Origin of the sequence: Clostridium tepidiprofundi DSM 19306 (assembly GCF_001594005.1) — a bacterium.
In the GTDB taxonomy this organism is placed as follows: domain Bacteria; phylum Bacillota; class Clostridia; order Clostridiales; family Clostridiaceae; genus Clostridium_AC; species Clostridium_AC tepidiprofundi.
On record NZ_LTBA01000019.1, the window covers coordinates 18,393 to 32,602 of the forward strand.

Here is a 14,210-nt window from a genome sequence, read left to right on the forward strand (position 1 = left end):
AATATCCTTCCCTTTCTTATAAATCTTCTTCTTTCAACACAATTTGCTTTAACTTAGTAAGTATAACCTTTGTTTCAGCAGTAGTCTCCCCTAACAAACTTGCTATTTCCTGTGCAACTCTCATCTGTTTTTCAATAACCTCTTGAGCTGCTTCAAGTGTATTCTGTTTTACATCTAGAAAATCTTCTCTGTTTTTCTCTTGTTCTGTAATATTTCTCATAATCGCTAACAAAACTTCATATTTATGTAAATACATTATGCTATCTATAAGAATAACTTTATCCTTATAATACACCCTCTTCTTAGGAAAAATATTTTTACCTGATTCCATAACTGAAATAAAATCAGTATCTTCAATAATACTTGATACAGGTTTATCTTTAATATATTCTGATTTGGTATTAAATACACTTTCAGCTGTTGGATTAATTTCCTTTATTTTCATATGTTTATCAACTATTAATATAATATTAGGAGAGTATTCAAATATTTCATTTGTCATTCTTTCTGCTTTGCTTCTCAGATACGGCAAACAATTTTCTGCTTCAGCCATACCCTCATAAACAGCTTGAGCTTTTGCCCTACATGTATCATAGCCACATATACCACAATTTAATTCATCTGACTTGTCATATTTACCCATTTGTTTTAATATTTCAGTTATTTTTTCGTCAGAGGCTATCTCTATAATAAAGCTTTTGTCTTTAAAAGATGTACTAAAATCTAGATCAGTTGGAATATCTATTTTATCATATTTCTCTGATATTTTCTTTGATTTAATATAATCTTTTACTTTTATCAAATGATTAAAATAAGAACCAGACTGTTTTCCCATAGCAGGCCCACCTATGCATCCCCCTCTACAAGCATTCGCTTCTATGCATACATTTGACAAGTCTCCCCTTTTAATGCTTTCAAAAAGCCCCATGCACTCCTTTAGACCATCTACTTTTATGATATCATAATTACACTTTTTAATTTTCTTTAAATTACCAACTATACCACCTAGCAGTGGAAATTCGCACCCCAAAACAGGTGATTTTCTATCAAATTCTTCTGGACTTAATGAAGTAAGTTCAATTCCTTCTTCTATAAACCATTTCTTTAATTCGCCAAAATTTATAACGGCATCAATAACTCCTTCATAACCTTCTTCTGCAGCTTCAGCTTGTTTTGCAACACAAGGCCCTATAAATACTGTAAAACAATCACTGCCATAATTCTTTTTAAGCAGCTTTCCATGAGCAATCATAGGTGAAACTATTGGTGCCATATATTTTATTAATGATGGATAATATTTTTCTATCAAATAATTAACAGATGGACAGCTAGTTGTTATAAAATTTTCTAAATCATTCTCACCAAAGAAGTCATCATATAACATTGAAACAACTTCAGCACCTATAGCAGTTTCTTCAACGATGCTAAAGCCTATTTTTTTTAAACCTGCAACAATCTGTCTATAATCATCTACATCAAAAGCTCCAGCAAATGATGGAGCTAAACTTGCAACAACTTTTCTATTTTTATTATTGAGTATTTCTTTAATAACACTTACTTTATTTTCTATTGTTCTTGCCCCTTGAGGACAAACAACAATACAATGGCCACAATTTACACATCTTTCGCCCACTACTTCTGCCTGTTCATCTACCATTCTAATAGCTTTAACTGTACAAGAATTAATACATTTATAACAGCTTCTACAGTTTCCCTCTGATAACCTAATTAAACTCATATTACAACCTCTTCATTACATTTTCATCGAAAAATCTCTCTACATTATCCTCATTTACAGACTGTACTTCGCCCTCATCTACTCTAACAGATACAGGTCTTGTACAATTTCCTAAACAAAATGCTGCTTTTATTTCAACTTTATCATTTAACTTTCTTTTGTCAATAATCTCTTTAAATGCATTAATTACATTATACGAACCTCTTAAGTGACACGCACTACCAACACATACTTCAATAGTAACCATTTTGCAGATATCTAGTAATTAGATATCTTTCACCTCCTTAAATATTGTAGTGAAAATGTTGTACCAAAACAATTGTGTTTGTTAATCTTTTGTCAAGTATAGTTTAACACCGCATTTTTCTAGTGTCAATTATATTATACAGATTTTACTTGTTTTTTTCTACTTACTATTTAAAATAGTTCACACCTGATTCAAATATACTCTGATTTTTATTTCCGATAATATTCTTAGCTACATTACTACCTATTCTTTCACTATGCCCCATCTTACCAAGTATTCTTCCATCTGGACTTGTAATACCCTCTATTGCACATATAGAACCATTCGGGTTAAACCTCACATCATAAGTTGGATTTCCATCTAAATCAACATATTGTGTTGCTATCTGTCCATTACTGAATAATCTTTGTACAATTTCGTCATTTGCAACAAATCTACCTTCACCATGTGATACTGGAATAGTATGAATATCTCCTACTTTTACACAATTAAACCATGGTGATTTTGTCGAAATTATTTTAGTATTTACCATACACGATACGTGTCTTCCAATATTATTATAAGTTAGTGTTGGACATTTATCATCAATATCTCTTATTTCTCCATATGGCACAAGACCTAATTTTATTAGCGCCTGAAAACCATTACATATTCCAAGCATTAAACCATCTCTATTTTTAATCAATTCCATAACTGCTTCTTTCATTTTAGGATTTCTGAATACTGTAGCAATAAATTTACCTGAACCATCTGGTTCATCACCAGCACTGAAACCTCCAGGAATCATTATAATCTGAGAATTTTTTATAACTTTTATCATTCTATCAATTGATTCATTTATACTCAAACTATTTAAATTATTAAATATTACTGTTTCAACAATAGCCCCTGCCTTTTCAAAAGCCCTTTTAGAATCATATTCGCAATTTGTGCCTGGGAATACTGGTATCATTACTCTTGGAGCACCCGTTCTACATGATGATAAAATGCTTAAATGCTTCTTATCCTTACTATCAACATATTTTTCATTGCTTTGTTCACAAGTATTTACACCACAATTACTCTTGTCATTTTTGGACTCGCTAACATTCGTTGGAAATATTTCTTCAAGAGGTTCACACCATTTTCTATAAACTTCTTCAATATCAATTCTTACGCCATTTACATCTATAACATACTCTTCAGTTGTATGTCCAAGCAAACAATAGTTTATTTCAGGCAGTTCTTTATCCAAATCAAATTGTTTTCCAACTTCAATGATTATGCTTCCATACTCTGGTGAAAAAAGTCCATTTACATCTATACCATTTTCAAACTCAAATCCTATTTTGTTTCCAAAACACATTTTTGTAATAGCTTCAGCAATTCCACCCGTTTTTACTGTATAAGCTGCAGTTATCATTCCTCTTTTTATAAGCTCATGTATCTTTAAATAATTTTTCTTTAATTGCTCAAATTCAGGAAGTTCATATTCATCCCTATCAGCTTTTATCATAATCACTTTGCTTACACTACTCTTAAACTCCGGAGATATAATATTATCAGCCTTCTCAACGCAAACAGCAAAAGATACCAATGTTGGAGGTACATTCAAATCCTTAAATGTTCCTGACATACTATCTTTTCCTCCAATAGCTGGTATATTAAACTGCTTTTGCACATGCAAAGCACCTAATAGTGCCGAAAATGGTTTTCCCCATTTTACATCATCATACCCAAGCTTTTCAAAATATTCTTGAAAAGTAAGTCTTATTTTTCTAAAATCTCCACCAGCAGCTGTTATTTTAGCAATGGATTCAACTACTGCATATACAGCACCATGAAATGGACTCCACTCAGAAATATATGGATTATATCCATATGACATCAATGATGCAGTTGTTGTTTCTCCTTCAATAACTGGAATTTTTGCAGCCATAACTTCTGTTGGAGTAGTTTGATATTTGCCTCCAAATGGCATTAACACTGTCCCCGCACCAATTGTACTGTCAAACATTTCAACTAATCCTTTTTGACTGCATACATTTAAATCCATTAAATTTGATATCCACTTAGTTTTGACTTGAGCACTTTCATTCTTATTTAGTAAAACGAGTTCACTTGCAAAATAGCTTTTATCTTCATTTGGTGCTTTAACAAAAACATTTCTTTTCTGTTTAACTCCATTTGTATCCAAAAAATCTCTTTTAATATCTACAATATTGTTTCCTCTCCACATCATCTTCATTCTTCTATCATTGGTTACTTTTGCAACAACAACTGCTTCTAAATTTTCATCATTTGCATATTTTATAAATCTTTCAGAGTTCTCACATGAAACAACTACTGCCATTCTTTCTTGAGATTCGGATATTGCTAGTTCAGTCCCATCTAAACCATCGTATTTCTTAGGTACCAAATCTAAATCTATTTCAAGCCCATCTGCAAGTTCACCTATTGCAACAGATACTCCCCCAGCACCAAAATCATTACACTTTTTAATTAACTTTGTAACTTCTGGTTTTCTAAATAAACGCTGAATTTTTCTTTCTGTAGGTGCATTTCCTTTTTGCACTTCAGCACCACAACTAATGAGTGAATTTTCATCGTGTTCTTTTGATGAACCAGATGCACCCCCAATACCATCTCTTCCTGTTCTTCCACCTAATAGTATTATAACATCCCCGCTCTTGGGAGTTTCTCTTATGACATTTTCATATGGTGCAGCTGCAACAACAGCTCCAACTTCCATTCTTTTAGCCATGTAACCCTCATGATATATTTCTGAAACATGACCTGTTGCAAGTCCAATTTGATTTCCATAGCTACTATATCCTCTTGCTGCCTCTTTGGTAATCTTAACTTGCGGTAATTTTCCTTGCAGAGTTTCATCAATTTTTTTTCTTGGATCTGCACTTCCTGTAACACGCATAGCCTGATAAACATAACTTCTTCCGGAAAGTGGATCTCTTATAGCACCACCTAAACATGTTGATGCACCACCAAATGGTTCTATTTCAGTAGGATGGTTATGTGTCTCATTCTTAAACATTAAAAGCCACTTTTCAGTTCTTTCATCAACATTTACATCTATTACAATACTACAAGCATTTATTTCATCTGAAACATCTAAATCATCCAAAAGCCCTCTTTTTCTCAATTCCTTCATACCAATAGTAGCAATATCCATAAGACATATATCCTTATGCCTTTCACCATATACAAATTTCCTAGAAGACAAGTATTCATTATAAGCCTTCCTTATAGGGTTATTTAAAGCTTTATCTTCAAAATTTATATTCTCTAATACTGTTTGGAATGTTGTATGACGACAATGATCTGACCAATAAGTATCTATGACTTTCAACTCGGTAATAGTTGGATTTCTTTTTTCTTCTCTAAAATATTTTTGACAAAATTGTAAGTCTTCAAAACTCATAACTAAATTATTCTTTTCCAATACTAATTCAAGTTCATATCTATCCATTTCAATAAAGTTATCAATAATTTCAATATCATTTACAAATTCACTATTCATATCAATACTACAGGGTTTATCCATGGATGCCTCTCTTGAATCCACAGGATTAATATAATAATTTTTTATTCTATTAAACTCATCTTCTGAAATATCACCTTTTAAAATTATTAATCTTGCTGATCTTATTACCGGTCTAGCTTCATGAGTTAAAATTTGTATGCATTGTGCTGCCGAATCCGCTCTTTGATCGTATTGCCCCGGCAAATACTCAACAGCAAAAAACTTGTCATTCTCACTGATATGTATATTCTCATCATAAATATAATCAACTGTCGCTTCTGAAAAAATAGTTTTCTTAGCCATTTCATAAATTTCTTCAGTTATACCACATATGTCATATCGATTAATTATTCTCACATTTTCTAATCTGCTTATACCTAAAGTATTTCTAATATCATGTAAAAGCTTTTCACTCTCCACATTAAAGTTCGGCTTTTTTTCTACATACAGCCTGAAAATATGCTTTTTCATATCAATGCCTCCCACACATTTAAATTAACATTTTGTATTCGCGAACATTTTTATAATAAATTAATAGTTTATTCGGATATGTTAATTATAATACATAATAAGAAATAAAAAAAGTACTTTATATAAAAAAATAACTGCATAACGCAGTTAATAATTCTTTTTAATTATTATATCCCCTACACCGCAATTTAAATCCTTTGCTATTACAGGACATTTTGCTTTAAGTAAGAAAAATATTTTTTTATCTTTAGTATGGCTAAGCGTCTCATAGTTTCCTTGTCCTTTGGCTATTATCAAATCAGCTTTATTAAATTCATCTATAAATTCAGGTGACGAAAATTTCAATAAAGTTCCTGGCACATCTGCTCCATTATCAATAACTCTTACAATATCAGTCATACCTACACTTTTTGCATCTTCCATAGTGGCATCATTAATAACCGGTTTTCCCTTAACAACATATGTAACTTTATTTCTAGGCAATTGTTTTATCAACAATTTATCAAACACTATTTCACCCGAATTATCTCCAAGGTACAATATATTTTTTGCTTTATCTATGGCTTCTTTAAGTTCATTTGACGTGTTAAACTTTATTTCTGCATCAATACAGCTTTTTACAGTATCCCTAACTTTACTTTCTTCTATTTCAGACGTTACTCCAAAATCAATTATATTCCCTGCAATTGCTAATCGCACCGCCATATCAAAAGGCTTATTACTCTCTTCAATCAATTTGTCTAGATTTAACTCATCACATATTTCATGGGCAACTCTATTAAATTTAACTTTTATATCCTTATAAGGATCATCATTTCCTGAAACTTGCTTTATGTATCTATGTATTAAAGTTCCCATATATGGTGACGTTTCAGTCAAATCAAGTCTGCTACACTCATGCAAAACCTTTCTAACAATATTCTCTTGTTTGTCTAAATCATCCGTAATCATTTGTGATGCCTCAACAGCTTGTCTCAAAAAGCATGGAATGCATTCAAGATATATTTTCATATAGATTTATCCCCTTTCGTTTATACAGTCTATAACACAAATTTCTCAACTCATACCATAAAAACTCTCATCTAGTAGTGCAAACTTTCCTAAGTAAGTGAACCCGTTTTGTTAAATCAAAACATAGATATTTCAGTTGGAAACTTTACCCCACCTGAATCAAAAGCTTTAATTCCTTTCTTATCTATAAAACTTACACCTTTATGTCCTTATAATTATACATCATCAATAAACATTTGTGAATTTTCTTTTAAAAAAATACATAGAGTGCTATAATTATGTTGACTTATAAAACATATATTTAATGAAAGGATTGATAAAATGTCCAAGAAATCAATTATTATTTTGTGCATTCTTATCACTTTTTTGTTTACTGGGTGTACAAATTCAGCTTCTAAGAATAAAAATTCAACTTCACATAATAATACAACAACTGCCAAAACAAAAACTAATAACACAAGCTCTATTGATAATAGTAGTAATACCGATAAAACAAATATTAAAAAGGTATCTAAAGAAGAATTGCTCCAATTTCAGCCACTTAAAAGCGGTGAGGAATACGCTGTAATAGTAACTAATATGGGAAATATAAAAATTAGATTGTTCCCAAAATATGCTCCAAAAGCAGTAAAAAACTTCAAAGCTCTTGCACTTAAAGGATATTATAACAATGTAATTTTCCATAGAGTAATTAAAGGTTTTATGATTCAAAGTGGTGATCCTACCGGTACCGGTAGAGGTGGAAAAAGTATATGGGGCAAACCCTTTGAGGATGAATTTTCAACGAAATTACATAACTTTAGAGGTGCTATTAGCATGGCAAATGCAGGACCTAATACAAATGGCAGTCAATTTTTTATAGTTCAAAACAACAAATTGCCAGATACAATAAAAGCTCAATTAAAAAATGCTAATAGAGATTACTGGTCTGATGCAGTTATTAAAAAATACGAGGAAGTTGGCGGTACACCTTGGCTCGATTATAAGCATACTGTTTTTGGTCAAGTATTTGAAGGAATGGATGTTGTTGATAAGATAGCCTCCGTTAAAGTTTCAGGTTCAAAAGAAAGCCCAAAACCAATAAAAGATGTAGTAATTAAAGAAATTAAAATTGAGAAATACAAGAAAAAATAAAGTCCAGCTCAATGCTGGACTTTACCACTTTTTAGAACCTATTTTCTCTAAATTTTCATCTATATATTCTCTTATCCAAGTTAATATTTCTGGAATGCTCAAATCTTCACCTGCAATTTTCTTTAGTTCTCTTGTATCCAATACAAATTGCTTGTCATCAACACTATGTTTATATACTATTTCAATATCTTTACGAAGAAGAAATGAACATATGGTTTCACTCATTCTCCCTAAAGGAGCTCTATCAATATGACTTAATTTCATAATCGCTGTAACTTCAGTACCTACATTTACCTTAGATTTTATAGACAAGTCACCTTCACAGCGTATACAAGCTGCCTCAAATAAAGAGATTCCTAATCCAACCCTTCTTGTTTTTCTTGAAGTGGTAAATGGATCTTTGATGTTCTTCAATAATTGATTATCTATGCCTTTACCATTATCTTTAATAGTAACTTTCAAAATATCTTCACGTTTATTTTCATTAATTTCTATTATTATCAAATCAGCATTTGCTGCAATAGAATTTTCTACAATATCCATTATATGAAGCGAAATTTCCTTCATAACTATCTCTCCCTATTATTTCCTATTATAATATAAAGCCTGAGGATTACCCCAGACTTTATTAGAAATATATTTAGAAAAATATGTTTAGAATTTTTCTCTCTTAACGTAATGAGTATGAAGATATTCATGACTCTTATGGCTGTTTGGCTCTCCTAAGAACTCATCATAAATCTGTTTAATATATGGGTTTTTATGAGATTTTCTGATTGGAAGTGCTTTATCTTCTTCATATATAGCTCTTGCTCTTTCAATCTTAACATCTGTTTCCTCTTTATCAAGAAGGAATGGTTGTCCTCCACCATTCACACATCCACCAGGACATGCCATAACTTCTATAAATTCATAATTTTTTTCGCCACTCTTAACCATATCAAGAACTTTTCTTGCATTTCCTAAACCATGAGCTACTACTGCAGATACTTTTTTACCATTTGGCAATTCAATCTCTGCTTCTTTAATACCTTCAATACCTCTTACAACTTCATAATCAATTTCTTCTAATTCTTTACCTGATGTAATTTCAAATATTGTTCTTAATGCAGCCTCTGCAACACCACCAGTAGTTCCAAATATTACTGCTGCACCTGTAGACTCTCCTAAAGGATTGTCAAATTTTTCATCTTCAAGATTAGCAAAATCTATACCTGCTTCTTTAATCATTTGAGCAAGTTCTCTAGTTGTTAGAACAATATCAACATCCTTTAAGCCATTATATGATAATTCTTCTCTTTCTCCTTCGAATTTCTTAGCAACACAAGGCATAATTGAAACAACAACTATTTTAGCAGGATCGATATTCATCTTCTGAGCAAAATAAGATTTAATCATTGCACCTTCCATTTCATGTGGTGATTTACAAGTTGAAAGGTTATCTAACATATCAGGATAATTATGCTCTACAAATTTAACCCATCCCGGACAGCATGATGTCATAAGTGGAAGATTTTCGCCTTTTTCCAATCTCTTTAGTAGTTCTGTTCCTTCTTCCATTATTGTAAGGTCAGCCGCAAAATCAGTATCAAACACATTATCAAAACCAAGTTTTCTAAGTGCAGCAACCATTTTTCCTGTAACTCTGTTACCAACTGGAATATCAAATTCTTCTCCTAATCCAACCCTTACAGCAGGAGCAGTCTGCACAACAACATACTTATCATCATCAGATATTGCTTTCCAAACATCTTTAATATTTTCTTTCTCATGCAATGCACCAACTGGACATACAAGAATACATTGTCCACAATTTGTACATACAGTTTCTCCTAAGAGCTTTCCATAAGCAGGTTCAACTTTAGTATCAAAACCTCTATTTGACCAACCTATAGCATTAACTGTCTGCACATCACTACATACACTAATACATCTTCCGCACAAAACACATTTTTCATTGTCCCTAACTATTGAAAGGGATGACATATCTATTTCACTTTTAGAAATTTCACCTTCGTATTTTACTTCTCTAATGTTAAGTTCATTGGCTATGCTTTGAAGTTCGCATTTTCCATTTCTTGGACAAGTCGTACAATCACCTTTATGATTCGAAAGAATCAGTTGAACAACAGCTCTTCTAGCTTCTCTAACCCTCTGAGTATTTGTTTTAATATTCATTCCTTCTTCAGCTTTTAATGCACATGAAGCCAAAAGTCTAGGCCCTACCTCAACAACACACACTCTACAACTTGCAGGTTTATTTATCCCTTCAAGATGGCAAAGAGTAGGAATTCTTATTCCAATTTGTCTAGCAGCTTGAAGAACAGTAGTACCTTTATCCACTGCAACTTTTATCCCATCTATGGTAATATTAACCTTTTCCATTAACTTTTTTCACTCCTTACGTAAATGAATTATTTCTTGATTATTGCGTTAAATGGACATTTTTCCAAACAAGCACCGCATTTTATACACTTATCTTGATCTATCTTAAATCCTTGTTTAACTTTTCCAATGATAGCTCCATTAGGACATGCTTTAGCACATAAACCACAAGCTTTACACTTTTCTTCAATAATTGTATATCTAGCTAATGCTTTACAAACACCTGCTGGACAAACTTTATCCTTAACATGAGCCTCATATTCATCTCTAAAATACTTTAATGTGGATAATACCGGATTTGGAGCTGTCTGTCCAAGTCCACAAAGTGCAGTAGCTTTAATTTGCTTAGATAATTCCTCTAGTTTATCTAAATCTTCCATAGTTCCATTGCCTTTAGTTATCTTTTCAAGAAGTTCTAGCAATCTCTTTGTACCTACTCTACAAGGAGTACATTTTCCACAAGACTCCTCTTGAGTAAATTCAAGATAAAATCTTGCAACGTCAACCATACAGTTATCTTCATCCATGACAATCATACCACCAGAACCCATCATAGATCCCAATGCAATTAAGTTATCATAATCAATAGGTGTATCTAAATGTTCCTCTGTCAAACATCCTCCAGAAGGTCCACCAGTTTGAACAGCTTTAAATTTCTTACCATTTGGAATTCCTCCACCTATTTCATAAATAACCTCACGTAAAGTTGTTCCCATTGGTACTTCTACAAGACCAGTATTTGTAATTTTACCGCCAAGAGCAAATACTTTTGTTCCTTTACTCTTTTCTGTTCCAATGCTTGCGAACCAATCTGCCCCTTTATTTATAATAACTGGTATATTAGCATAAGTTTCAACATTGTTAATTATTGTTGGTTTGCCCCAAAGTCCGCTAACTGCTGGGAATGGTGGTTTAGGATTTGGCATTCCTCTTTTACCTTCGATTGAATTTATTAATGCAGTTTCTTCACCACACACAAAAGCACCTGCACCAAGTCTTATTTCTAAATCGAAATCAAAACCTGTATCCATTATGTTTTTACCTAATAAACCATATTCCCTTGCTTGATCTATCGCAGTTTGAAGTCTTGATACAGCAATAGGATACTCAGCTCTAACATACACGTACCCTTGATTTGCACCAATTGCATATCCACCAATTGCCATAGCTTCTATTACTGAATGAGGGTCTCCTTCAAGAACTGAACGATCCATAAATGCACCCGGATCTCCCTCATCTGCATTACAGATAATATATTTCTGTTCATTTTTCTGTTTTGCTGCAAATTCCCACTTAAGTCCCGTTGGAAATCCACCGCCACCACGACCTCTTAGACCTGATTTCTTTAAAGTATCTATTACATCTTCTGGTTTCATTGAAGTTAAAACCTTTTCCAATGCTTTATAACCATCAAATGCTAAATATTCATCAATATTTTCAGGATCAATTACTCCACAATTTCTAAGAGCTATTCTCAACTGTTTCTTATAAAAATCTACATTGTTCAATGATTTAATTCTATCTTCTTCAATTGTTTCATGATAAAGCAATCTCTTCAATACTCTACCTTTAACAAGATGTTCTGAAACAAGTTCTGGAACATCTTCTACTTTTACATGGTTGTAAAAAGCCCCCTCTGGGTAAACAATAACTACTGGACCTAATTCACAAAGTCCAAAACATCCAGTTCTTATAACTTCTATTTCATTTTCAATTCCGTGCTTACTAATTTCCTCTTTAAAAGCTTCTAAAATATCTTTTGAACCTGATGAAGTACATCCTGTACCACCACAGACAAGTACCTGTGAACGATAAAATGCCATCTCTATACCTCCCTATTAGTCGTTCTCAACTTTATAATCATTTAACACTTTTCCTTCGACTACATGCATTGTGTATTCTGTTACTACTTTACCTTCTACTATATGTTCTTTTACCACTCTCTTTGCCTTTTCAGCTGTCATTTTAACATATGTTACTTTTTCTTCTCCCGGTCTAATAACTTCTACTATAGGTTCTAATCTGCAAACACCTATACAACCAGTTTGTGCAACTATAACATCCTCTAATCCAAGCTTTTCAACTTCATCCATTATTGAAAGCAATACTGGTCTTGCTCCTGCAGCAATACCACATGTAGCCATACCTACAACTATTCTTGTTGTTGTTCTATCTTTTCTCTGATTTACTCTTCCTAAAGTCTTCTTTCTTATTTCTTCTAACTCTTTAAGACTTTTCAATTACAGCACCTCCAACCCAAATGTAAAATATTATTTAATATTCTTCTAATATCTCATCTACATCTTCCGGAACCAATCTTCCATAGACTTTATCATCTATAACCATTACCGGAGCAAGACCACAAGCCCCTAAACATCTACAAGATTCCAATGTAAATTTACCATCTTTTGTAGTTTTGCCTATTTCAACATCAAGCACTTCACTAATCCTGTCTATGATTTTCTGAGCACCCTTTACATAACATGCTGTTCCTAGACATACTCTAATAACATGTTTCCCTTTTGGCTCTAAAGAAAAAAATGAATAAAAAGTTGCAACGCCATAAATTTCTGTCATAGGAATACCAGTTTCTTCAGATACAACTTCTAAATCCTCTTTTGGAAGATAACCATACGTATCCTGAATCTCATGTAAAATTGGAATTAATGCCCCTTTTTTACTCTTATGTTTGTTAATAATTTCTTTTGTATTGACATGTTTGTCAGTATTTGTCCCACATTCACAGCATTTTTCATCTTTTAACACTACCATCGCTCCTTCACATGATAATTAATTAACACAATCTTTTTAAAAATCAGACATTGCGAATTATGTCGAAATATGTCGAAATATATATTTTTTTGGACACATATATATTAATATTAACATAATAATTATTCGATTAAAAGTATTTTATTTACGTTTTTGATTGCCAATTATTACGTTAATTAAATAACTAACAAAAAAGGGTATGTGTCGAAATTTTATAATTAATCAATTTAATGCATTAAATATTGCATTTATCGCAATATTTTTTGCGCTTATTCCGTTTTTTCTTTCCAATATTCTTCCCAAATTGTGTGCATCGGAAGATTTTATAAATTTATAATTTTTATTTATTATGCCTACTTCAATAAACTTTTTAAGTTTTTCTAATGAATTATATTCAATTGTTTTTATATCTAAATAATCTGGTATGAAGCCTAAATTCGAAATTACGCTAAATGAATCTCTGTCTACATGTGCCGGAATAAAAACACCATCAAGTTCCTTTACCTTGTAAAAAGCTTCATCGAAGGATATATTTGATGAAGCGAGCAAAAGTTTATCATTATATCCAATTATATTGTCTTCTTCATCATAAATTATTTGTTTCCCGAAAATTTCCTCATTATTCTTGTCAGTAGTCAAATTATTGTAAACATAATCTTGAAATGTCATAGCAAAATCTATGTTTTTGAATAGACAAATAACATGTATATCTTCTTTTGTTTGAAGCTCCATACCTGGAATAACCGTTATACCAACCCTTTTGCCAACATCAATACATGCCTTAACATTTTCTGAACTGTTATGATCAGTAATAGCAATAGCATCTAACCCTTTTAAAAATGCCATATTAACAATATTATTTGGTGTCATATCATTATCACCACATGGAGATAATGCAGTATGAATATGCAAATCTACATAAATCTTCATAA

11 protein-coding genes are annotated in these 14,210 nt (G+C 32.0%); 1 reads left to right on the top strand and 10 read right to left on the bottom strand.

Annotated features, from left to right (window positions below):
• Nucleotides 1-16: 16 nt before the first annotated feature.
• From CLTEP_RS08545 to CLTEP_RS08560, 4 genes are all read right to left on the bottom strand, one after another.
• Nucleotides 17-1,738: a [Fe-Fe] hydrogenase large subunit C-terminal domain-containing protein gene (locus tag CLTEP_RS08545; protein ID WP_066825458.1), complete on the bottom strand. Its 1,722-nt coding sequence runs from the start codon at nt 1,736-1,738 to the stop codon at nt 17-19.
• Between the two features lies 1 nt (nt 1,739).
• Entirely contained in the window at nt 1,740-1,985 is a 246-nt protein-coding gene (locus CLTEP_RS08550; protein WP_066825460.1) for a (2Fe-2S) ferredoxin domain-containing protein, read from the bottom strand.
• A 166-nt stretch (nt 1,986-2,151) separates the two neighbouring features.
• Nucleotides 2,152-5,976: a phosphoribosylformylglycinamidine synthase gene (locus CLTEP_RS08555; RefSeq protein WP_066825462.1), complete on the bottom strand. Its 3,825-nt coding sequence runs from the start codon at nt 5,974-5,976 to the stop codon at nt 2,152-2,154.
• A gap of 147 nt (nt 5,977-6,123) precedes the next feature.
• A complete protein-coding gene (locus tag CLTEP_RS08560) occupies nt 6,124-6,987 on the bottom strand; it encodes a damage-control phosphatase ARMT1 family protein (RefSeq protein ID WP_066825464.1) in 864 nt (287 codons plus the stop codon).
• A gap of 321 nt (nt 6,988-7,308) precedes the next feature.
• Between CLTEP_RS08560 and CLTEP_RS08565 the strand changes: the two genes are divergently transcribed.
• Nucleotides 7,309-8,121 (top strand): peptidylprolyl isomerase, encoded by an 813-nt coding sequence (locus CLTEP_RS08565; RefSeq protein WP_084364802.1) that lies wholly within the window; start codon nt 7,309-7,311, stop codon nt 8,119-8,121.
• A gap of 21 nt (nt 8,122-8,142) precedes the next feature.
• On the opposite strand, the gene CLTEP_RS08570 is transcribed toward CLTEP_RS08565, so the two are convergent.
• The 6 genes from CLTEP_RS08570 to CLTEP_RS08595 form a co-directional block, all read right to left on the bottom strand.
• Nucleotides 8,143-8,688, bottom strand: a complete 546-nt coding sequence (locus CLTEP_RS08570) for an ATP-binding protein (RefSeq protein ID WP_066825467.1) — start codon at nt 8,686-8,688, stop codon at nt 8,143-8,145.
• A gap of 87 nt (nt 8,689-8,775) precedes the next feature.
• On the bottom strand, nt 8,776-10,506 hold the full coding sequence (locus tag CLTEP_RS08575) for an NADH-dependent [FeFe] hydrogenase, group A6 (protein ID WP_066825470.1): 1,731 nt from the start codon (nt 10,504-10,506) through the stop codon (nt 8,776-8,778).
• A 29-nt stretch (nt 10,507-10,535) separates the two neighbouring features.
• Nucleotides 10,536-12,329: an NADH-quinone oxidoreductase subunit NuoF gene (gene nuoF, locus CLTEP_RS08580; protein ID WP_066825473.1), complete on the bottom strand. Its 1,794-nt coding sequence runs from the start codon at nt 12,327-12,329 to the stop codon at nt 10,536-10,538.
• Between the two features lie 15 nt (nt 12,330-12,344).
• Complete coding sequence (locus CLTEP_RS08585; protein ID WP_066825482.1) at nt 12,345-12,746, bottom strand: (2Fe-2S) ferredoxin domain-containing protein; 402 nt, start codon at nt 12,744-12,746, stop codon at nt 12,345-12,347.
• A 34-nt stretch (nt 12,747-12,780) separates the two neighbouring features.
• Entirely contained in the window at nt 12,781-13,272 is a 492-nt protein-coding gene (gene nuoE / locus CLTEP_RS08590) for an NADH-quinone oxidoreductase subunit NuoE (protein ID WP_278319539.1), read from the bottom strand.
• Between the two features lie 228 nt (nt 13,273-13,500).
• Complete coding sequence (locus tag CLTEP_RS08595) at nt 13,501-14,208, bottom strand: PHP domain-containing protein (RefSeq protein ID WP_066825489.1); 708 nt, start codon at nt 14,206-14,208, stop codon at nt 13,501-13,503.
• Between the last annotated feature and the right edge of the window lie 2 nt (nt 14,209-14,210).

Excerpts from the sequence above, each read along its gene's own strand:
- CLTEP_RS08545 (WP_066825458.1), bottom strand. The coding sequence starts at position 1,738 with ATGAGTTTAATTAGGTTATCAGAGGGAAACTGTAGAAGCTGTTATAAA.
- CLTEP_RS08550 (WP_066825460.1), bottom strand. The coding sequence starts at position 1,985 with ATGGTTACTATTGAAGTATGTGTTGGTAGTGCGTGTCACTTAAGAGGT.
- CLTEP_RS08555 (WP_066825462.1), bottom strand. The coding sequence starts at position 5,976 with ATGAAAAAGCATATTTTCAGGCTGTATGTAGAAAAAAAGCCGAACTTT.
- CLTEP_RS08560 (WP_066825464.1), bottom strand. The coding sequence starts at position 6,987 with ATGAAAATATATCTTGAATGCATTCCATGCTTTTTGAGACAAGCTGTT.
- CLTEP_RS08565 (WP_084364802.1), top strand. The coding sequence starts at position 7,309 with ATGTCCAAGAAATCAATTATTATTTTGTGCATTCTTATCACTTTTTTG.
- CLTEP_RS08570 (WP_066825467.1), bottom strand. The coding sequence starts at position 8,688 with ATGAAGGAAATTTCGCTTCATATAATGGATATTGTAGAAAATTCTATT.
- CLTEP_RS08575 (WP_066825470.1), bottom strand. The coding sequence starts at position 10,506 with ATGGAAAAGGTTAATATTACCATAGATGGGATAAAAGTTGCAGTGGAT.
- nuoF (WP_066825473.1), bottom strand. The coding sequence starts at position 12,329 with ATGGCATTTTATCGTTCACAGGTACTTGTCTGTGGTGGTACAGGATGT.
- CLTEP_RS08595 (WP_066825489.1), bottom strand. The coding sequence starts at position 14,208 with ATGAAGATTTATGTAGATTTGCATATTCATACTGCATTATCTCCATGT.